The sequence below is a fragment of the Halomonas huangheensis genome (genome assembly GCF_001431725.1).
Taxonomy (GTDB): Bacteria; Pseudomonadota; Gammaproteobacteria; order Pseudomonadales; family Halomonadaceae; genus Halomonas; species Halomonas huangheensis.
Map to the genome: position 1 here is coordinate 322,217 of NZ_CP013106.1, position 20,314 is coordinate 342,530.

The 20,314-nt window shown below is 56.6% G+C and carries 10 protein-coding genes, 2 tRNA genes and 3 rRNA genes; 12 read left to right on the forward strand and 3 right to left on the reverse strand.

Features of this window, described 5'->3' with window-relative positions; all coding sequences use genetic code 11:
- Positions 1-9: 9 nt before the first annotated feature.
- The 3 genes from AR456_RS01505 to AR456_RS01515 are packed head-to-tail and all read right to left on the reverse strand — an operon-like array spanning position 10 to position 4,093.
- Positions 10-1,395, reverse strand: a complete 1,386-nt coding sequence (locus tag AR456_RS01505; RefSeq protein ID WP_031207860.1) for a sigma-54-dependent transcriptional regulator — start codon at positions 1,393-1,395, stop codon at positions 10-12.
- 36 nt (positions 1,396-1,431) lie between these two features.
- Positions 1,432-3,315 (reverse strand): sensor histidine kinase, encoded by a 1,884-nt coding sequence (locus AR456_RS01510; protein WP_021819040.1) that lies wholly within the window; start codon positions 3,313-3,315, stop codon positions 1,432-1,434.
- A 4-nt stretch (positions 3,316-3,319) separates the two neighbouring features.
- Positions 3,320-4,093: an FCD domain-containing protein gene (locus AR456_RS01515; protein ID WP_021819039.1), complete on the reverse strand. Its 774-nt coding sequence runs from the start codon at positions 4,091-4,093 to the stop codon at positions 3,320-3,322.
- Between the two features lie 366 nt (positions 4,094-4,459).
- Between AR456_RS01515 and AR456_RS01520 the strand changes: the two genes are divergently transcribed.
- The 12 genes from AR456_RS01520 to AR456_RS01575 all read left to right on the forward strand — a co-directional run bounded on the left by AR456_RS01520 (position 4,460) and on the right by AR456_RS01575 (position 20,279).
- Positions 4,460-5,215, forward strand: a complete 756-nt coding sequence (locus tag AR456_RS01520; RefSeq protein WP_021819038.1) for a (Fe-S)-binding protein — start codon at positions 4,460-4,462, stop codon at positions 5,213-5,215.
- Complete coding sequence (locus AR456_RS01525; RefSeq protein WP_021819037.1) at positions 5,212-6,642, forward strand: LutB/LldF family L-lactate oxidation iron-sulfur protein; 1,431 nt, start codon at positions 5,212-5,214, stop codon at positions 6,640-6,642. The genes AR456_RS01520 and AR456_RS01525 overlap by 4 nt, the downstream gene beginning before the upstream one ends.
- Positions 6,639-7,292 carry a LutC/YkgG family protein gene (locus AR456_RS01530; RefSeq protein WP_021819036.1) on the forward strand — a complete coding sequence of 218 codons (654 nt, stop codon included), beginning with the start codon at positions 6,639-6,641 and terminating at the stop codon, positions 7,290-7,292. Before AR456_RS01525 ends, AR456_RS01530 begins: the two co-directional genes overlap by 4 nt.
- Positions 7,293-7,566: 274 nt before the next feature.
- Positions 7,567-9,684 (forward strand): hypothetical protein, encoded by a 2,118-nt coding sequence (locus AR456_RS01535; protein ID WP_021819035.1) that lies wholly within the window; start codon positions 7,567-7,569, stop codon positions 9,682-9,684.
- 88 nt (positions 9,685-9,772) lie between these two features.
- Positions 9,773-12,664, forward strand: a complete 2,892-nt coding sequence (locus AR456_RS01540) for an FAD-binding and (Fe-S)-binding domain-containing protein (RefSeq protein WP_021819034.1) — start codon at positions 9,773-9,775, stop codon at positions 12,662-12,664.
- A 721-nt stretch (positions 12,665-13,385) separates the two neighbouring features.
- Positions 13,386-14,925: ribosomal RNA gene (locus AR456_RS01545) — 16S ribosomal RNA — on the forward strand.
- 92 nt (positions 14,926-15,017) lie between these two features.
- Positions 15,018-15,094, forward strand: a tRNA-Ile gene (locus tag AR456_RS01550).
- A 165-nt stretch (positions 15,095-15,259) separates the two neighbouring features.
- Positions 15,260-15,335: transfer RNA gene (locus AR456_RS01555), tRNA-Ala, on the forward strand.
- A 284-nt stretch (positions 15,336-15,619) separates the two neighbouring features.
- A 23S ribosomal RNA gene (locus AR456_RS01560) occupies positions 15,620-18,520 on the forward strand.
- 93 nt (positions 18,521-18,613) lie between these two features.
- Positions 18,614-18,729, forward strand: a 5S ribosomal RNA gene (rrf, locus tag AR456_RS01565).
- Together the 16S, 23S and 5S rRNA genes with 2 tRNA genes alongside form the textbook arrangement of a ribosomal RNA operon.
- A 378-nt stretch (positions 18,730-19,107) precedes the next feature.
- Complete coding sequence (locus tag AR456_RS20775) at positions 19,108-19,425, forward strand: transposase (RefSeq protein ID WP_021818783.1); 318 nt, start codon at positions 19,108-19,110, stop codon at positions 19,423-19,425.
- An 11-nt stretch (positions 19,426-19,436) separates the two neighbouring features.
- Positions 19,437-20,279, forward strand: a complete 843-nt coding sequence (locus tag AR456_RS01575; RefSeq protein WP_236995560.1) for an IS3 family transposase — start codon at positions 19,437-19,439, stop codon at positions 20,277-20,279.
- Positions 20,280-20,314: the final 35 nt, after the last annotated feature.

Genomic DNA, 20,314 nt, shown 5'->3' on the forward strand with positions numbered 1-20,314 from the left:
TGCCATGCATCAAGGCTGGCTTTCTCTATCGTGTTGACGAAAGTTATCTGGTTTGAGGTCGTGTTTGCGCAGCTTGTCGTAGAGGGTCTTGCGCGGCACCCCGAGTTGTTCGCAGACTTCGTTGATACGTCCTTGATGGCGGACCAGCGCCTGACTGATCAACTGCTTCTCGAACAGTTCCACCTGGCGGGGCAGGGGTAGCTCGCCAGACTCACTGTCGCTGCCTTCCATCAGCCTGTCGAGTCGATAGTCGCAGGTCACGCCAAGCAGTACATAACGCTCGGCGAGGTTGCGTAGCTCACGGGCATTGCCCGGCCAGTCATGTGCCAGCAGTGCCGATACCGAGCCGGCATCCAGCGGCGGTGCTTCCATGCCGCTGCGGCTGGCAGCGACGGCAGCGAAGTGCTGGAACAGTAGCGGAATGTCCTCGAGTCGTTCGCGCAGCGGCGGAATCGGCAGCGTTACGACATTGAGCCGATAATAGAGGTCCTCGCGGAATTCACCGGTTTCGGAAGCAGCCTTGAGGTCGATCTTGGTGGCCGCGATCACGCGGATATTCAACTCGACGGGGGTATTGCTGCCAAGGCGTTCCACCATGCGTTCCTGAAGGACTCGCAGTAATTTGACCTGCAATGCCAGTGGCATCGACTCGATTTCGTCGAGGAATACGGTGCCTCCCTGCGCGTACTCGAACTTGCCGATGCGCCGTTCCACGGCGCCGGTAAAGGCCCCCTTCTCGTGACCGAACAGCTCGGACTCTATGGTGCTCTCTGGCACGGCGCCACAGTTGATGGCGACAAAGGGGTGGGCACTGCGCGCACTACGCTCATGAATGGCACGTGCCACCAGATCCTTGCCGGCTCCGGTCTCACCGAACAGCAGCACATCGGTTTCGACCTGGCTTATGCGCTGCGCCATGGAAGCGAGATGCTTGATCACTGGCGTGCGACCGACCAGGCGTGGGCCGGCGGCCGATTGCTGTGCTTCCAGTTCGGCCTTGAGGTAGCGATTTTCGAGACTCAGCCGGCGTTTCTCGATGCCGCGTCGTACCACTTCGACGAGCTGATCCCCCGAGAAGGGTTTCTCGAGAAAATCCCAGGCGCCTTCGCGCATGGCCTCCACCGCGGTGGAAATATCGCCATGCCCGGTGATCAATACCACCGGCAGGTCTGGATCTCGCTGGCGCAGTTCTCGCAGCAGAGCCATGCCGTCCATGCCTGGCATGCGAATGTCGCTGATCAATACTCCGCTGAAGTCTCGATCGAGGTTGTCCAGAGCCTGCTGGGCATTGTCGAAGGGCTGCGGCTGATACCCCGCCAGTTCCAGGGTCTGGCCGACGGTGATGCGTAGATGGGCCTCATCGTCGATGACCATTACGGGGGGCGTGTCGTCCATATCAGGTTGGCTTCCTGGCGGCGATAGTGGGTGAATTCAGCCTGCTGTCGAAGATGGCAGAACCGATCGTTGGCGACGCTGCTCTGATGCTTCAGGCAGCGCGATGATGAAGCGTGCCCCACCATCAGGTGATTCTGCAACCGACAGGCGACCACCGAAGTCATCGATGATGCGTGCCGAGATCGACAGCCCCAGACCTAGTCCGGAGCCGGGGGGCCGAGTGGTGTAGAAGGGCTCAAAGATATGTTGACGCTGTTCTTCGGGAATACCAGGACCATTGTCGTCCAGCCATACATGCACCATGTCACCGTCACGCTGTGCGCCGAAGGTCAGGCGCGGGTTTTCGGTTCCACTCATGGCCAGCAGGGCATTGCTGATCAGGTTGACCAACACCTGCTCGAGGCGCACAAGATCGGCCATGACCCACAGCTCTTCGCTGTCGGATGGGTAACGCATCTCGACACCATGTTCCTTGATCCGCGCCTGGAACAGCCGCAGCGCATAGTCGAAACAGGAGGATACGGATACTGCACTGGTCTGATCGTCGCTCTTGCGCGAGAACTGACGCAATTGAGCACTGATATCTGCCATACGCCTGGTCAGTTCGACGATCTGCTCGAGGTTGGCATCGGCGGTTTCCCACTTCTGGCGAGTGATGAAGGCACGCGCATTCTCGGCATAGGCACGAATGGCCGCCAGCGGCTGATTGAGCTCATGGTTGATACTTGCCGCCAGTTGGCCAAGAACGGCCAGTTTGGCAGCCTGGACCAGCTCGTCGCGCGTCTGACGAAGGCTGGCTTCGGCGCGTCGACGTTCTTCAATCTCGGCGACCAGGTCCTGAGTACGGCGAGTGACATTGCGCTCCAACTCGTCACGTGCCTGGGCGAGGGTCGCACGCTCACGGCTGGCAAATTTCTCTCGTTCACGACGCAGGCGATGTCGCTGCCAGCCGATACCGACGCCGAGCACCAGGATGCCGTAGAGCCCGCCGGAAAGCATCATTGCCAGCCATTGGGCTTCGACGACCGGGGTGAGTGGCTTGAGGATATGCATCTGCCAGCCAAGCTGAGGAAGGTCGCGTATCAAACTCAGGTAGTTGCTCCCGGCCAGCGGTCCACTGCCGAAGGTAACCAACTGGCTGTCTTTACCGAGCCGTTGAGTTTCCTCAAGCCCGGTAGCGAGCAGAGGTTCATCGGCGTAACGGCGGCTACTGCGCAGCTGAGCACGACGTTCGTCGCTGATTGGAGAGAGCGCGCGCAAGCGCAGATCAGGATTGCTTGCCATGAACACGATGTCGTTCTGATCGACGATCAACAGCTCGGTGTCGGGGCTCTGCCAGCTCGACTCAATATCGTCGATCAAGACCTTGACGGTCATCACCCCGACCGGGGCCGAGTCCGGGTTGAGATCATCCAGCCACACTGGTGAGGAGAAGTAGTACCCGCGATTGTCGGAGACGACGCCAAGACCATGAAAGCGTCCTTGATGACCGGCAATGGCCGCCTGGTAATAGGGGCGAAAGCGATAGTTCACGCCGAGAAAGGTGTCGGGCTTGTGCCAGTTGCTGGCCGCGACCGTGGTGCCTTGGCTATCAAGAAGGTAGATATCGGAGACGCCAGTGGTGCTGCGAAAGCGGTCCAGCAGTAGGTTAAGTGGCATCAGGTCCTGATGGGGAGGGCCACTCAGGTAACGCTTGATGATTTCACGCGTTGCCAGCAGTTCGGGAAGATACTCATGGCGCGACAAGTGGCCGGTGAGGCCAACAGCAGAGAGGCGCAACTCGTCTTCGGCATCCTGTTGCAGTGAGTCGAGCGCGGACTCGCGAGCCATCTGGGCGGTTTGCCACAGGACGACTGCGAAGCCGGCTGGAATCAGCAGCCACAGTAGTTTGCGTGAATGACGGGGTAGCGACTGGCGCATGGTATCAGCGGGACCTTGGTGGCATGACCTGGGCACGTCGTAGCGAGCGTTGCGCGCGGGTTTCGGCACGCTCCATTTCCAGCAGGCCCTCCTCGACAAATACCAGATGCTCGTGGGCCAGGCGTTGCGCATCTTCGGGACGCCCTTCGAGGATGGCATCCAGCAGTGCGCGGTGCTGTTCCATCAGCTTGGGCCTCGAGTCGGGTTTCTCGAAGAGGTGGGCAAGGTTATCGACAATGCTACGCTCCAGCAGGTGGAAGATGCCACGAATAGTGTGTAGCAGAAGAACGTTGTGTGCAGACTCAGCAATTGCCATATGGAAGGCAGCATCTGCCTTGGCTTCCTGTTGCGGATTCTCTCCGATGAAGCAGGCTTCCAATTCCTCGAAGCGTTGCAGCAATAGAGCCTTGTCAGTGGGAGTGGAGCGCATCGCCGCATAGTAGGCAGACAGCCCTTCCATGGCATCTCTGAATTCGAGCAGGTCGAGATGAAACTCTCCATGGCGCTCGAGCATTTCCAGAAGCGGATCACTGTAACCACTGTTGAGTGATTCGCTGATATAGGTGCCACCGCCCTGGCGACTGATCAGCAGGCCACGAGCAGACAGCTTCTGGATCGCTTCGCGCAACGAGGGACGCGAGACGCCAAAACGCTCTGCCAGTTCTCGTTCTGGTGGAAGGCGCTGCCCAGGAGTCAGGCTACCCTCGAGAATCAACGCTTCGAGGCGCTCGGTAATAACATCGGCCAGACGTGGCTGCCGAAGGGGGTGGTAAGCCATGGGCACAATCCTGAGCTTGCAGATATAGAGGTTTCAGCGCTACATGTTAGCTCTCAATAATTGGTAATACCAATGTCGAGTTCAACGGCATCTGGTCAGTTTCTGGAAATCCCTGTGCTCACAACAGGTTGTGATAGCGTCTTTCTATGGTTGTACTAAAGTTCAAGATGATTTCGACTTATTGCACTGAGTGAGAGTTTGACACTGCAGTCCATGGGGCCATAAGGTGCCTTCGAACCACTACGGTAAATTGGTATTACCAATTTACCGTAAATATGAGGCTGACATGCTGGTGATGTGCAATACCAGCTCTCGGTATCAATAAAAACGACAGTAGTGGGCCGTGCCGCCAATGAGGACTCGCTGATGACCCCCGTCAAGCTATACCCATCGCCCCCGGAGAAGGTTTATCTCTTCGGGACCTGCCTGATCGATATGTTCTTTCCCGAGGCGGGTCTCGACGCTGTTCGATTGCTGGAGAGAGAGGGCATCGAGGTGATCTTTCCGGACGACCAGACCTGCTGCGGTCAGCCTGCTTATACCTCGGGATATCACAATGAGGCGCGGGCTGTGGCGCGGGCCCAGTTGGGGCTGTTTCCAGAAGACTGGCCAATCATCGTTCCCTCGGGTTCCTGTGGCGGCATGATGCGCAAGCACTATCCGTCATTGTTCGCAGGCACGGCAGATGAGGCCCGAGCCGAGTCGGTTGCCGCTCGGGTCTATGAATTGACGGAGTTTCTGGTCCATGTCTGCCAGCTGAAGCTTGAGGACAAGGGCGCTGCCGAGAAGGTCGCTATGCACACCTCGTGCAGTGCTCGGCGTGAAATGGGGTTGGCCGATACTGGGCCGGCCTTGTTGGCGCAGTTGGGGCAGGTGGATGTGGTCGAGCAGGAACGCGCCGCAGAGTGTTGTGGTTTCGGTGGCACCTTTGCCGTGCGCCATCCTCAGGTTTCGGCGGCTATGGTCGAAGACAAGAGTCAGGCCATCGAAGCGGCGGGGGCCCAGCACTTCGTGACCTCCGACTGTGGCTGCTTGATGAATATCGGTGGGCGCCTGGCTCATCGCGATAGCGGTGTGTCCGGTGAGCATATTGCTTCCTACCTGTGGAGAAGAACCTCATGAGCCAGCCGGTCGAAATATTTACTCCACAGCAGTTTCACCGTCAGGCGCAGGATGCGTTGGGTAATCCCCAGGTTCGAGCCAACTTCCGCAAGGCCATGGATGGACTGATGGTCAAGCGCCGGGATGCATTCGCTGAATGGCAGCTCGAGGAGCTTCGTCAGTTGGGCGCCAATATTCGTCTGCGTGCCTTGTCACGCCTGCCGGATCTGTTGGAGCAGCTTGAGGAGCGCTGTGAGGCCAATGGGATTCGGGTGCACTGGGCTGAAGATGGTGAACAGGCTTGCCGCATTGTGACCGATATCTGCCAGCAGCATGGGGCGCGTTCGGTGATCAAGGGCAAGTCGATGGTCTCCGAGGAAATGCACCTCAATGCGCATCTCGACAAGGCAGGGATCGAGGCGCTGGAGTCCGACCTGGGGGAATACCTGGTACAGCTCAACGAACAGACGCCATCTCATATCATCATGCCGGCGATTCATCTCAATACGGATCAGATATCCGACATCATGCACGAGCGTACCGGTACCGAGCGGACACGGGATGTCGACACCATGACCGCCGCGGCACGAGCCCAGTTACGTGAGCGGTTCATGGCGGCGGATGTGGGGGTGTCAGGGGTCAACTTTGCGGTCGCGGAAACCGGCACACTGTGTCTGGTCGAGAACGAGGGCAATGGACGCATGACTACCACCGTGCCTCCGGTGCATGTTGCTGTCACCGGTATCGAGAAGGTGGTGGAGCATCTGGCGGATGTCCCACCGCTTTATGCGTTATTGACGCGCTCGGCAACCGGTCAGCATGTGACCACCTATTTCAACATGATCAGCTCTCCGCGCAGAGACGGTGAGCATGATGGGCCGCGTGAGGTTCATCTGGTGTTGGTCGATAATGGCCGTTCGCGAATTTATCAAGATGATGAGCTGCTCGATACGCTGCGTTGCATTCGCTGTGGCGCCTGCATGAATCATTGCCCGGTCTACACCCGAGTCGGCGGCCATACGTATGGCACCACCTATCCTGGGCCGATTGGTTCGATTTTGATGCCGCACCTGCTGGGACTTGAAGCGACCCAGGACCTGCCTACTGCTTCAAGTCTATGTGGTGCTTGTGGTGAGGTTTGCCCGGTCAAGATCCCGATTCCTGACCTGTTGGTACGGTTGCGGCGCGAAGCCGTTGGCGAGGGAGAGGGCAATGTGCCGGGAGCCGGCGTCAAGCGTTCCACCCGTGAAGTGGCAGCCTGGAAGAGTTGGCAGTGGTTGGCAACTCACCCCAGCGCCTGGCGTGGTACCACGGGCATCATCGGCAAGCTGCGAGGACTGGCGCCTGAACACCTTGGCCCATGGACCGAGTACCGTAGTGCGCCAAAGCCGGCGGCGGTGTCATTGCACACATTGATCAAGCGGCGTCGTCAGGAGGATCAGTCATGAGTGCGCGTGACAATATTCTGCAGCGTCTACGTGAGCGTAGTAGTGCGCCTCAACCTGCCCCGCTCAGCGATTTTTCGGTGGTGACAGGTCGTCAATGGACAGCGGAGGAGCGAGTCGCGCATTTCGAGCGCTGGATCAGTTCGGTGCATGGCGAGATCATCCATTGCCGCAAGGACAACTGGCGGGAAGCACTGGTAGGGATACTGAGTGACAAAGGCGTTCAGCGCCTGGCACTGGGGCGTACCAACGACGTGGCGAGGGAGGCCCGGGAGTGGCTTGGCGAAAATAGTGTCGAACTCGTTGATGTTGATCGCGATATCGGAGACTGGCAGCGCGAGATGTTCGAGCGAGTCGATGCCGGATTGACCTCAACGCTGGGGGCGATCGCTGAAACAGGCAGCCTGTGGCTGTGGCCGACTCCAGATGAACCGCGCCTGCTGAGTCTGGTACCGCCGCTGCATATTGCGGTGCTGGATGCCGACCGTATCGAGGACACCCTGTTTGATGTCATGTCTCGCCATGGCTGGGCAGAAGGAATGCCAACCAATGCCTTGCTGATCTCCGGGCCCAGCAAAACCGCCGATATCGAGCAGACTCTCGCCTATGGTGTGCATGGTCCACGGGAGCTGGTGATTCTACTGCGTCATTGATCTGATTTCTGGAGGCGGTGTTCCCTACCTTCCAGGGCCTGCCGAAAGGCATGAGACATCGACTCGTCATCGTGGGATGATGGCGTAGAGAATAAGGTGCATGAAAAGAGCTCGGCCGAAGGTCGCAAGCAGGTGTTGAAGGCTTGCGGTGCGCGCTTCTGCATAGGCGACATGGGTACGGAGCCGCTGTGCCTATATTATGCTGCTGGTAGTTATATATATCGTTCATATAAAGACGTCAGCAGTGGGTGCTCTCTTGTAAGGAGACAACGCAGTGATCAATAAAGGACAACCCCATCAACTCGTGCGTCCGCTGGCATTGGCTGTGCGTCGTGTCGCACTGGTCGGTGGTGTTCTGGCTACAACCCTGCTGGTGGGGTGCCAGGACCAGGGGGACAGCGAAACAGAGAAGACGACAGGCGGGTTCGATATCGACGCGCCTGAAGTGGCGGTCGGCGAGCCTTTGACAGGCGAGTTGAGCTCGTCCAGTCAGATCAACCTCAAGGATGGTTCGCGCCGAGATCAGCATTGGTTGTGCCCTGCTGCCGGAAATGCAGCAGAGGGTACGCTCTATCGGCTGAACTCGCCCTTTGAAGGCACCGTCACTGTATTTGACAAGTCCGGCGATTGGCTGGGAGGTGCCGAGTCCACCGAGGAGCTTCCCGCCGAATTGCTGGTGGCACCGGTGGAAGAGTGTTCGCTGGTGGTGGTTAGTGGCAAGGATATGGCCGAGTTCGGCCCTTATAAACTTGAACCGATACCTGGTGATGCCGGTACGGAACTGGCCGACGACCAGACCGTGGCTGGTCATCTCGGAGAAGAGATCAACAGCTATACCTTCAGTGTCGATGAGTCGCGTCGCGTTACGCTGACCCTGACAGGAGTGCGTGATGCCAAGCTCAGCCTGACAGGTGCCGAGGTTGCCGAGACTGGCAAGCTTTGTGGCGATGCACAGCAGACGCTGGAAGCATTCCTCGACCCGGGCGACTACGAAGTGAGTGTGGTGGCAGGGCGCCCTGCTCGAGAAGAGGTCAATGTCGATTGCCGCGATAACGTCGTCAGCGTTGGTGATGGTTATCGCCTGCACATGGCCTCGTCTGACCTGTCGAGTGGTGAGCGTAACAGCGGGCCGCTGCGTAATGGCGACCAGATCACTGGAGTGCTGGGAGCCTCGGCTACCCCGGAAAACTCAGCGACCAGTGCCAACCGTTACACCATGACTATCGAGGAACCGACTCGGATTGATCTGGCGTTGCGTTCTTCGGCGTTTGATGCGGTATTGGATGTCTACGGTGACCAGACCAATCTGCACTCGGATGACGATGGTATGGGCACTGACTCTCGTATCGAAAGTGTGCTTATGCCGGGTGAATACACTGTGGAAATCTCTGGCTATGCTGGCGCGTCTGGCAGCTATTCTCTGCAGCTCTCGACTACCCCCTTCGATGGTGAGTTGCAGAATAACGGTGAGTTGGAGTCGGGGGCGACAGTGCAGGGCATGAGCGACTCAGCCGGCAACGTCTATACCTTGAAGCTGGATCAACCGGCGAATGTCGAGGTTAACCTTTCCTCCGATGCTTTCGACACAATGCTCTATCTGGAAGGCAATGGTGTGTCGCTGAGCGATGATGATGGGGCAGGTGACGGCTCGACCAACTCGAAACTGACGGCAACCCTTGAGCCGGGTGAGTATCAGATCGAGGCGGCCAGCTACAGTAGTGGCATGTCTGGCGGAATGTATGAGCTCAGCACCAATGTCATGCCTTTTGATGGTGAGTTGCTCAATAGTGGTGAGCTACAGGTGGGGCAGCCAGTGCAGGGCAACCTGGCTTCGTCGGGCTACAACACCTATGAGTTCACTATTGATGAGGTTTCGATGGTGACGTTGGACATGGCATCGCCAGCATTCGACACCTACCTCGAGCTCAACGGTGATGACACCAGTCTGAGTAATGACGATTTCGGGAATGGCACTGACTCGCAGATTCAAGCAGTGCTTGAACCGGGCACCTATGAAGTCGGTGCCTCCAGTTACAGCGGAACTGGAATGTTTTCCCTGAGCCTGGCAGCCGAGCCGTTTGCCGGTGAGATCCAGTCCGAAGGTGACGTCCATATTGGTGACAGCATCCATGGTCAGTTGACCGCCGGCGGTGCCTTGATCTATCAGTTGGTACTTGATGAACAGCGCACCATCAGCGTCGAGAGTCAATCGTCCACGGTCGATACACTTCTGCAGTTGGAAGGCGAGGGTGTTCGCCATGAGGACGATGATGGTGGCAGCACCCATCTTGGAGCGCTGATCGAGACCACTCTGTCTCCAGGCACCTATACCATCACGGTGACTGGTTATGATGGCGGTAGTGGTCTGGTGCAGCTTGACGTGAGAGGCTGATCTACCAGCGTTTCGCTCCAGCGCCACTCTTCGGAGTGGCGTTGTCGTTTTGGGGTATCCAGTCAGGTGGACATCAAGGGGCTTGAGCATGACCGCAATCACTACCTCCGAACCACGGATTTCGATCGAGGAACTGGTCGAGCAGTTGGAACAGCGAATCATGCCGCAGAGGCTGGTGCGTGATCCCTTGCTTCGGCTTGCCTATGGTACCGACGCCAGTTTCTACCGCCTGGTTCCGGGACTGGTGGTTCGCCCCGAGAATGAAGCGGAGCTGCTGGCGGTGATTGAGGTGTGTCGTGATGGTAGTTGGCCGATGACCTTTCGGGCGGCGGGTACGTCATTGTCGGGCCAGGCGGTGACAGATGGCGTACTGGTTCAACTCAGCCGAGGCTGGCGCGATGCTGAAGTTCTGGATGATGGTGCACGCATCCGGCTGGATCCTGGTGTTGTCGGGGCTCGGGCCAATCAGTTGCTGGCTCCCTTCGGTCGCAAGATCGGCCCTGATCCGGCTTCCATCAACAGCTGCATGGTCGGCGGTATTGCCGCCAACAATGCTTCCGGCATGTGCTGTGGTACGGCGCAGAACAGCTACCACACGTTGGCGGCCATGCGCGTGATATTGCTGGATGGGACAATATTGGATACCGCTGACCCGCAAAGCGTGATGGCTTTTAGAGAAAGCCACGCGGCCTTGCTGGATGGGTTGGAGCGGCTGGCATCGAATGCGCGCACTGACGTCGAACTTGCTCGGCGTATTCGCCACAAATACCGCCTCAAGAACACCACGGGATATGCGCTCAACAGCCTTGTCGATTTCCGTGATGGTATCGACATCCTGATGCACCTGATGATTGGTTCAGAAGGTACGCTGGGGTGTTTCACCAGTATCACCTATCACAGTGTTCCGGAACCTCCGTGCAAGACTGCAGCGCTGATCTTCTTCCCTGATCTCGGAAGTGCCTGTCGGGCGACCATGGCCCTGCGCTCCGCTCCGGTGGCCGCAGTGGAAATGATCGACCGTGCCGCACTGCGCTCGGTAGAGCGGGCGCCAGGCATGCCGGAGAGTCTGCGTGGACTGCCGGATGGAGCCACTGCGTTACTGGTGGATGTGCGCGGAGTTGATGCCGAAATATTGCAGGAGTCCATTTCGGCAATAGGGCAGGCGCTGGAGGGCATCACCACTCTCGAGCCAATTACCTTCACCGATTGTGCCGCGACCTATGAAATGTACTGGAAGGTTCGCAAGGGGCTGTTTCCGGCAGTGGGGGCGGTGCGTGATATTGGTACCACGGTGGTGATCGAGGATGTCGCTTTTCCCATCGAGCGCCTTGAAGAAGGAGTAGCTGCACTGAGCGAAGCCTTTCAGCGTCACGGTTACACCGATGCCATTTTGTTTGGCCATGCGTTGGAAGGAAACCTGCACTTCGTCTTCCCGCAGGGCTTCGAGCGACCGGGGGAGGTGGAGCGTTATCAGGCGCTGATGGACGATGTTGCCAGGCTGGTTGCTGTCGAATTTGGTGGGTCGCTGAAGGCTGAGCATGGTACTGGCCGGAACATGGCACCTTATGTTGAGCTGGAGTGGGGTAGCGATGCCTATGAGTTGATGTGGCAGATAAAGGCACTGTTCGATCCCCGGCATCTTTTCAATCCCGACGTGATGTTGAGCCGCAACCCCACGCTGCATCTGGAAAACCTCAAACCATTGCCGGCTGCACATGAGCTCGTCGATCGTTGCATAGAGTGTGGCTTCTGCGAGGTGGTGTGCCCCTCTCGGGATCTTACGCTGACACCGCGTCAGCGCATCGTGCTGGCACGCGAACGGGCTCGACTTGATGCTCTGGAGTCACCCAGTGAATCGGAACGACAATGGTTGGCGGCGTTTGCTGGTAGTGATGCCGAGTATGCTATTGAGCAGACCTGTGCTGCCGATGGGATGTGTGGGACTCGCTGTCCGGTTGACATCAATACCGGTGAGCTGATTTTGGCAATGAGACAGCAACAGCATCAGCGCTGGGCGCCAATGGCACGACGCATTGGTCACCACTTTTCCGGTGCCACTAGAGTGGCGCGCACGGGGTTACGCTTGTTGAGCGCTGGCCGGAGTGTGGTGGGCGACAAGGCGATGACCGGTGCCAGTCGCTGGTTGCACACTACCAGCAGTAACCAGATACCTCAGTGGACGCCCGCCATACCTGCGGCTGCGCCGATCCGTATTCTTCACAGGAAGACAGGGAACACGGGGCAGCGTGATCAAGTGGTGTATTTTCCATCATGTGCCACTCGTGTGTTCGGCGCTGACAAGCGCGATACCGACTCGCGGGCCGTCATGGATGTGGTGCTGCGACTGCTCGACAAGGCTGGCTATGACGTGGTTATACCGGAAATGTCAGGCCACCTGTGTTGTGGCATGGCGTTCTCGTCGAAGGGAATGGGTAACGAGGCGATTCACAAGGCGCGCGAACTGAATCGAGAGCTGCTGATTGCCAGTCGCAATGGTCAGTTGCCGGTCTTGTTCGACACCAGTCCCTGTAGCTTGCAGATTGTTGAGCACCTTGATGAGCGCCTTGAAGTGCGAGACCCGGTAGCGTTTGCTCACGATTACCTGCTTGATCGACTCACGCTTGCTCCATTGGATGAGCGGGTCGCCGTACATGTCACCTGCTCAGCCCATCGCAAGGGATTGCACGATCGTTTTATTGAACTGGTGCGAGCTTGTGCCCGTGATGTTGTCGAGCCTGAGGGGATCAGTTGTTGTGGCTTCGCAGGTGACAAGGGGCTGCGTGTCCCTGAGTTGAACGCATCTGCGCTGAGTGGATTGGCATCTCAGGTATCTGGTTGTGCCTTCGGCGTCTCCAACTCTCGTACCTGCGAGATCGGTCTATCGCAGCATGCAGGAATTACCTACCACTCGGTTCTCGACCTGTTGGATCGAGTCAGTCAGCCGGGACCATTCCGGGCCAGGTCGGTCTCGAGCTCCTGATGGCTGTGGGTATTGTAGCCCTGAGCCGCTAGCTGTAAGTCGTAAGCGGTAAGCAACCCCGCGACAGAGGGTGGGACGCGCCTGGATAACATGTCAGACGGCACGGTGCTGCGGGGTTGGCATCGTGTCGTTCGCGGCCTTCCGCATCCTCTGAAATTTTTTTACAGAATCCGCTTGCAGACCTCGGTGCAAATCCGTAAAGTACGCATCCGCTGCTGGCGACGAGCAAACGTCGCAAGCGGTGAAGAGGGGTAGAAGTAGCTGATTTGAAAAGACTTTTTGAAAATCGCTGCTTGACATTCTCACCGGATTCGGTAGAATGCGCCTCCATCGAATCGGGATCACTCAGTCACATCGAGCGATCACGGATCGCACCTCGGGTTCGAGGCCTGGTTGTCCAGTGGGCATCAGGATCGAACGGAAAAAAGAGGTTGACGAAATCCACCGGTTCTGTAGAATACGCCTTCCTCGCAGGGCACTTCGCTTCGGTCTTCAAGGTCAGCGAAGTAAGTCGCAAGACAGCGAGACGCTCCACTCTTCGAGAGTCCGGAGCCGCTCTTTAAAAAATTGATCAGGTAATTCATGTGGGCGCTTGCCGATGAGTCAGTGATGTAGTCACTGAAATATCAAGGCAAGCGACTCGTCAAAGGTCTTAGGATCTTTTTGAGAACGTTTGAACCTTGAGCCAGGTTTGGTGCAGCCAATGCACTATCAGATTTTTCAACTGAAGAGTTTGATCATGGCTCAGATTGAACGCTGGCGGCAGGCCTAACACATGCAAGTCGAGCGGAAACGATGGAAGCTTGCTTCCAGGCGTCGAGCGGCGGACGGGTGAGTAATGCATAGGAATCTGCCCGATAGTGGGGGATAACCTGGGGAAACTCAGGCTAATACCGCATACGTCCTACGGGAGAAAGCAGGGGATCTTCGGACCTTGCGCTATCGGATGAGCCTATGTCGGATTAGCTTGTTGGTGGGGTAATGGCCTACCAAGGCGACGATCCGTAGCTGGTCTGAGAGGATGATCAGCCACATCGGGACTGAGACACGGCCCGAACTCCTACGGGAGGCAGCAGTGGGGAATATTGGACAATGGGCGAAAGCCTGATCCAGCCATGCCGCGTGTGTGAAGAAGGCTTTCGGGTTGTAAAGCACTTTCAGTGAGGAAGAACGCCTCTGGATTAATACTCTGGAGGAAAGACATCACTCACAGAAGAAGCACCGGCTAACTCCGTGCCAGCAGCCGCGGTAATACGGAGGGTGCGAGCGTTAATCGGAATTACTGGGCGTAAAGCGCGCGTAGGTGGCTTGATAAGCCGGTTGTGAAAGCCCCGGGCTCAACCTGGGAACGGCATCCGGAACTGTCAGGCTAGAGTGCAGGAGAGGAAGGTAGAATTCCCGGTGTAGCGGTGAAATGCGTAGAGATCGGGAGGAATACCAGTGGCGAAGGCGGCCTTCTGGACTGACACTGACACTGAGGTGCGAAAGCGTGGGTAGCAAACAGGATTAGATACCCTGGTAGTCCACGCCGTAAACGATGTCGACTAGCCGTTGGGCTCCTTGAGAGCTTTGTGGCGCAGTTAACGCGATAAGTCGACCGCCTGGGGAGTACGGCCGCAAGGTTAAAACTCAAATGAATTGACGGGGGCCCGCACAAGCGGTGGAGCATGTGGTTTAATTCGATGCAACGCGAAGAACCTTACCTACCCTTGACATCGAGAGAACTTTCCAGAGATGGATTGGTGCCTTCGGGAACTCTCAGACAGGTGCTGCATGGCTGTCGTCAGCTCGTGTTGTGAAATGTTGGGTTAAGTCCCGTAACGAGCGCAACCCTTGTCCCTATTTGCCAGCGATTCGGTCGGGAACTCTAGGGAGACTGCCGGTGACAAACCGGAGGAAGGTGGGGACGACGTCAAGTCATCATGGCCCTTACGGGTAGGGCTACACACGTGCTACAATGGCCGGTACAAAGGGTTGCGAAGCCGCGAGGTGGAGCTAATCCCGAAAAGCCGGTCTCAGTCCGGATCGGAGTCTGCAACTCGACTCCGTGAAGTCGGAATCGCTAGTAATCGTGAATCAGAATGTCACGGTGAATACGTTCCCGGGCCTTGTACACACCGCCCGTCACACCATGGGAGTGGACTGCACCAGAAGTGGTTAGCTTAACCTTCGGGGGAGCGATCACCACGGTGTGGTTCATGACTGGGGTGAAGTCGTAACAAGGTAGCCGTAGGGGAACCTGCGGCTGGATCACCTCCTTAATCGACAAGTCGCTGACTGTCGGTAAGTGCTCACAATGAATTACCTGATCAAGATAGAGCAATGACTGTTTGGGTATGGCCCAGCGACTCATGGGTCTGTAGCTCAGTTGGTTAGAGCGCACCCCTGATAAGGGTGAGGTCGGCAGTTCAAATCTGCCCAGACCCACCACTTTCCGCTCAGTTGGTTGGAGCGCCCCCCCCCCTGGGGTGAAAGGAAAGCGGTGAGGGCGTAAGGTTTGTTCAAACTGCCTTGATTCAGCAAATCAAGAAAGAAGTTTTGAAAAGCTAGAGTGAAAAGTGTTTTTCTTCACTCTTGTTTCTGTCTTCTTGAAATGGGGCCTTAGCTCAGCTGGGAGAGCGCAACACTGGCAGTGTTGAGGTCAGCGGTTCGATCCCGCTAGGCTCCACCAAATCCTACTGAATACTGCGTTGCTTGATGACTCGTGTAGACAACTACACTTCGTCATGAAGCGCCTTGTCTTCAGTACGATTACCTGATCAACAGTCATTGTAGTGAATTCTAAGTCGTGTGCTTTGTGTAAAGCCTACCGCTTAGAGTTTCGGCTCTATTGCTCTTTAACAATGTAGATCATGCTGACAAGTCCCTTTTCTTCGGAAAAGGGCAAGTGATACGTCTCAAGCGTATCCGGCAATTGTCGTGCATCATCGATTGACAGACCCCTTGGGGTTATATGGTCAAGCGATGAAGCGCATACGGTGGATGCCTAGGCAGTCAGAGGCGATGAAAGACGTGGAAGCCTGCGATAAGGTTCGGCGAGGTGGCAAACAACCTGTGACCCGGACATTTCTGAATGGGGAAACCCACCCAACACAAGTTGGGTATCCCACACTGAATACATAGGTGTTGGGAGGCGAACCGGGGGAACTGAAACATCTAAGTACCCCGAGGAAAAGAAATCAACCGAGATTCCCCCAGTAGCGGCGAGCGACCGGGGACCAGCCCTTAAGCAACACGACCGGTAGGTGAACAGACTGGGAAGTCTGGCCATAGTGGGTGATAGCCCCGTAACCGAAACCCGAGTGTTGTGAAATCGAGTAGGTCGAGGCACGTGAAACCTTGACTGAACATGGGGGGACCATCCTCCAAGGCTAAATACTCCTGACTGACCGATAGTGAACCAGTACCGTGAGGGAAAGGCGAAAAGAACCCCGGAGAGGGGAGTGAAATAGATCCTGAAACCGTATGCGTACAAGCAGTGGGAGCAGACTCGTTCTGTGACCGCGTACCTTTTGTATAATGGGTCAGCGACTTATTTTCAGTGGCGAGCTTAACCGTATAGGGGAGGCGTAGGGAAACCGAGTCTTAACTGGGCGACCAGTCGCTGGAAATAGACCCGAAACCGGGCGATCTATCCATGAGCAGGTTGAAGGTTGAGTAACATCAACTGGAGGACCGAACCAGGATCTGTTGAAAAAGATTTGGATGACTTGTGGATCGGAGTGAAAGGCTAATCAAGCCCGGAGATAGCTGGTTCTCCTCGAAAGCTATTTAGGTAGCGCCTCACGTATCACCGCCGGGGGTAGAGCACTGTTTCGGCTAGGGGGTCATCCCGACTTACCAACCCGAGGCAAACTCCGAATACCGGTGAGTGCAAGCGTGGGAGACACACAGCGGGTGCTAACGTCCGTTGTGAAAAGGGAAACAACCCAGACCGTCAGCTAAGGCCCCGAAATCCTGGTTAAGTGGGAAACGATGTGGGAAGGCTTAGACAGCTAGGAGGTTGGCTTAGAAGCAGCCATCCTTTAAAGAAAGCGTAATAGCTCACTAGTCGAGTCGGCCTGCGCGGAAGATGTAACGGGGCTCAAACCAGGTGCCGAAGCTACGGGTTCGCCGAATGGCGAGCGGTAGAGGAGCGTCGTGTAAGCCGATGAAGGTGGATTGAGAAGTCTGCTGGAGGTATCACGAGTGCGAATGCTGACATGAGTAACGACAAGGGGAGTGAAAAACTCCCCCGCCGGAAGACCAAGGGTTTCTGTTCGACGCTAATCGGAGCAGAGTGAGTCGGCCCCTAAGGCGAGGCCGAAAGGCGTAGTCGATGGGAAACGGGTCAATATTCCCGTACCTCACAGTATTGCGATGGGGGGACGAAGAAGGCTAGGTGAGCCAGGCGTTGGTTGTCCTGGTGAAAGCTTGTAGGCCAGTGATTCAGGTAAATCCGGATCACTCTCTTCATGGAGAAGGCCGAGAAGCGAGACGAACTGACTACGGTCAGGAAGTCATCGATGCCACGCTTCCAGGAAAAGCCTCTAAGCTTCAGATACTGTGGGACCGTACCCCAAACCGACACAGGTGGTCAGGTAGAGAATACCAAGGCGCTTGAGAGAACTCGGGTGAAGGAACTAGGCAAAATGGTGCCGTAACTTCGGGAGAAGGCACGCCGCATCAGGGTGAAGGAACTTGCTTCCGGAGCCCGAAGCGGTCGAAGATACCAGGTGGCTGCAACTGTTTATTAAAAACACAGCACTCTGCAAACGCGCAAGCGGACGTATAGGGTGTGACGCCTGCCCGGTGCCGGAAGGTTAAGTGATGGTGTTAGGTTCGCCGAAGCTCCTGATCGAAGCCCCGGTAAACGGCGGCCGTAACTATAACGGTCCTAAGGTAGCGAAATTCCTTGTCGGGTAAGTTCCGACCTGCACGAATGGCGTAATGATGGCCACGCTGTCTCCACCCGAGACTCAGTGAAATTGAAATCGCAGTGAAGATGCTGTGTACCCGCGGCTAGACGGAAAGACCCCGTGAACCTTTACTACAGCTTCACACTGGACGCTGATGTTGCCTGTGTAGGATAGCTGGGAGGCTTTGAAACCCTGTCGCTAGATGGGGTGGAGCCAACCTTGAAATACCAGCCTGGCATCATTGGCGTTCTAACTCAGGACCGTTATCCGGTTCGAGGACCGTGTGTGGTGGGTAGTTTGACTGGGGCGGTCTCCTCCCAAAGAGTAACGGAGGAGCACGAAGGTACCCTCAGCACGGTTGGAAATCGTGCATTGAGTGCAAGAGCATAAGGGTGCTTGACTGCGAGACAGACACGTCGAGCAGGTACGAAAGTAGGTTCTAGTGATCCGGTGGTTCTGTATGGAAGGGCCATCGCTCAACGGATAAAAGGTACTCCGGGGATAACAGGCTGATACCGCCCAAGAGTTCACATCGACGGCGGTGTTTGGCACCTCGATGTCGGCTCATCACATCCTGGGGCTGAAGTCGGTCCCAAGGGTATGGCTGTTCGCCATTTAAAGTGGTACGCGAGCTGGGTTTAGAACGTCGTGAGACAGTTCGGTCCCTATCTGCCGTGGGCGTTGGAGATTTGAGAAGTGCTGCTCCTAGTACGAGAGGACCGGAGTGGACGTACCTCTGGTGTTCCGGTTGTCACGCCAGTGGCATCGCCGGGTAGCTATGTACGGACGGGATAACCGCTGAAAGCATCTAAGCGGGAAGCCCCCTTCAAGATGAGATCTCCCTGAGGCCTTGAGCCTCCTGAAGGACCCAGCAAGACCAGCTGGTTGATAGGCCGGGTGTGGAAGCGCTGCAAGGCGTTGAGCTAACCGGTACTAATGGTCCGTGAGGCTTGACCATATAACACCCAAGTGGTTTTGGTCGATGACGCACGACAGGACATTGACGGATACGACGAGACGTATCAGTTCAGCATGATCTACACCCTTTTCGCCTGACGACCATAGCGAGTGTGAACCACCTGATCCCTTGCCGAACTCAGTAGTGAAACCGCTCAGCGCCGATGGTAGTGTGGGGTCTCCCCATGTGAGAGTAGGTCATCGTCAGGCATTTATTCAGAAAAAGTCCCTCGGATGCGATGCATCCGGGGGATTTTTTTATGCCTGATGATGACCTTTCCTTGTCATGTGAGAGTAGGGTTCGCACCGCCCGGGCAAGATATATCTTGCCAGGTGCGAACGGGCACGGGATGCACAGCCGCGAAGCGGCGTCCCGTGCACCGGCTCAAGCTCACGGTAGTGAGTGCAGAGGCGTCAGGCATTTATTCAGAGCTCTCTCGAAGTTCAGCCGATTATCGAGAGATGATCGGGGTTTTTCGCATGCATGGGAGCGCGTGCCGCCTGATCGTCATGCACCAGGTTTGACGATAATTCTGCTATGCCCCCGATTTTGTAGACACCTCCCTTTACAGGATGAGGAGAGGTGTCATGCTTCTACGTACACGTCGTCGGTATACGCCTGAATTCAAGCAGCATGTGGTTCAGTGCTCTCTGGAATCGGCGGATTCCCAAGCGGTCATTGCTGCCAGGTTCGACGTACCTACCAGTGTCCTTGAACGGTGGAGGAGAGAGCACGTGTCGACTCATGAGAAGGATCAGAAGCCACTGCCCAACCGGGGAGCCTCGAAGAGCCTGGCTGACCTCGAACGCGAGAACCGCCAGCTCCGCAAGCAGTTGGCACGCAAGGAGCTGGAGGTAGAGATCCTAAAAAAGGCCGAAGAGTACTTTGCCAAGGGCATGAAGTAAGGTTCCGCTTCATCCAGCGTTTTCATGGTGATCAATATCCGGTCGCCATGATGTGCAAAGTACTCGGAGTGTCTCGATCCGGCTTCTATCGCTGGGCGTCCAGGACGCCATCGAAGCGCTGCCAGGCCAATCAAGCACTGTCGATGTTTCTGCATCAGGAAGCTGAGCAGCAGCATGGGATTCCCGGCTACCGCAAGCTCTGGTATTCCGCAGTGCAGTCAGGCTTCATCTGCAGCCAGAACCGAGTCCAACGACTGCTTCAGCGCATGGGATATCGCTCTGTGACAGCTCCTCGCCCTGGTTGGCGCAAACCAAAGCCCGGTATCCCGGTACGCCCCAATCTGCTCAACAGAGGCTTCTGTGTCGACGAGCCTGACCGTGTCTGGGTATCGGACATCACTCAGGTTCGGTGTCAGGAAGGCTGGCTCTACATTGCTACGGTCATGGACCTGTACTCGCGTCGCGTGGTCGGTCATGCCTGCAGCCCTCAGGTGGATGCCACCCTGGTGAAAGAAGCTGTAGTGGAGGCGCTGAGCTGGCGGTCGATCACTGAGGGAGACAGCCTGTTCCACTCAGATCAGGGAGCTCAGTATCGCAGTGAGGACGTGCTGAAAACACTGAATGGGGCCGGCTTTACGATCAGCATGTCTCGGCGAGGGAACTGTTGGGACAACGCCTGTGCAGAGAGTTTCTTTTCTCTGATGAAGCGGGAGTGGCTGCATCATCTGGGGCTGGTGACGCGTGAGGAAATGAAGAAGGCGGTGAAATACTACATTGAAGAGTACTACGATGGAGTCCGCGCTCACGAGACCCTGGGCGGATTAACCCCCAGGGACTACGAGTTGGCGGCCTAAACCGAGGTGTCTACTTTTTCAGGGGCACACCAATT

Coding starts and splice junctions, on each gene's coding strand:
- AR456_RS01505 (WP_031207860.1), bottom strand. CDS start 1,395: ATGGACGACACGCCCCCCGTAATGGTCATCGACGATGAGGCCCATCTA.
- AR456_RS01510 (WP_021819040.1), bottom strand. CDS start 3,315: ATGCGCCAGTCGCTACCCCGTCATTCACGCAAACTACTGTGGCTGCTG.
- AR456_RS01515 (WP_021819039.1), bottom strand. CDS start 4,093: ATGGCTTACCACCCCCTTCGGCAGCCACGTCTGGCCGATGTTATTACC.
- AR456_RS01520 (WP_021819038.1), top strand. CDS start 4,460: ATGACCCCCGTCAAGCTATACCCATCGCCCCCGGAGAAGGTTTATCTC.
- AR456_RS01525 (WP_021819037.1), top strand. CDS start 5,212: ATGAGCCAGCCGGTCGAAATATTTACTCCACAGCAGTTTCACCGTCAG.
- AR456_RS01530 (WP_021819036.1), top strand. CDS start 6,639: ATGAGTGCGCGTGACAATATTCTGCAGCGTCTACGTGAGCGTAGTAGT.
- AR456_RS01540 (WP_021819034.1), top strand. CDS start 9,773: ATGACCGCAATCACTACCTCCGAACCACGGATTTCGATCGAGGAACTG.
- AR456_RS20775 (WP_021818783.1), top strand. CDS start 19,108: ATGCTTCTACGTACACGTCGTCGGTATACGCCTGAATTCAAGCAGCAT.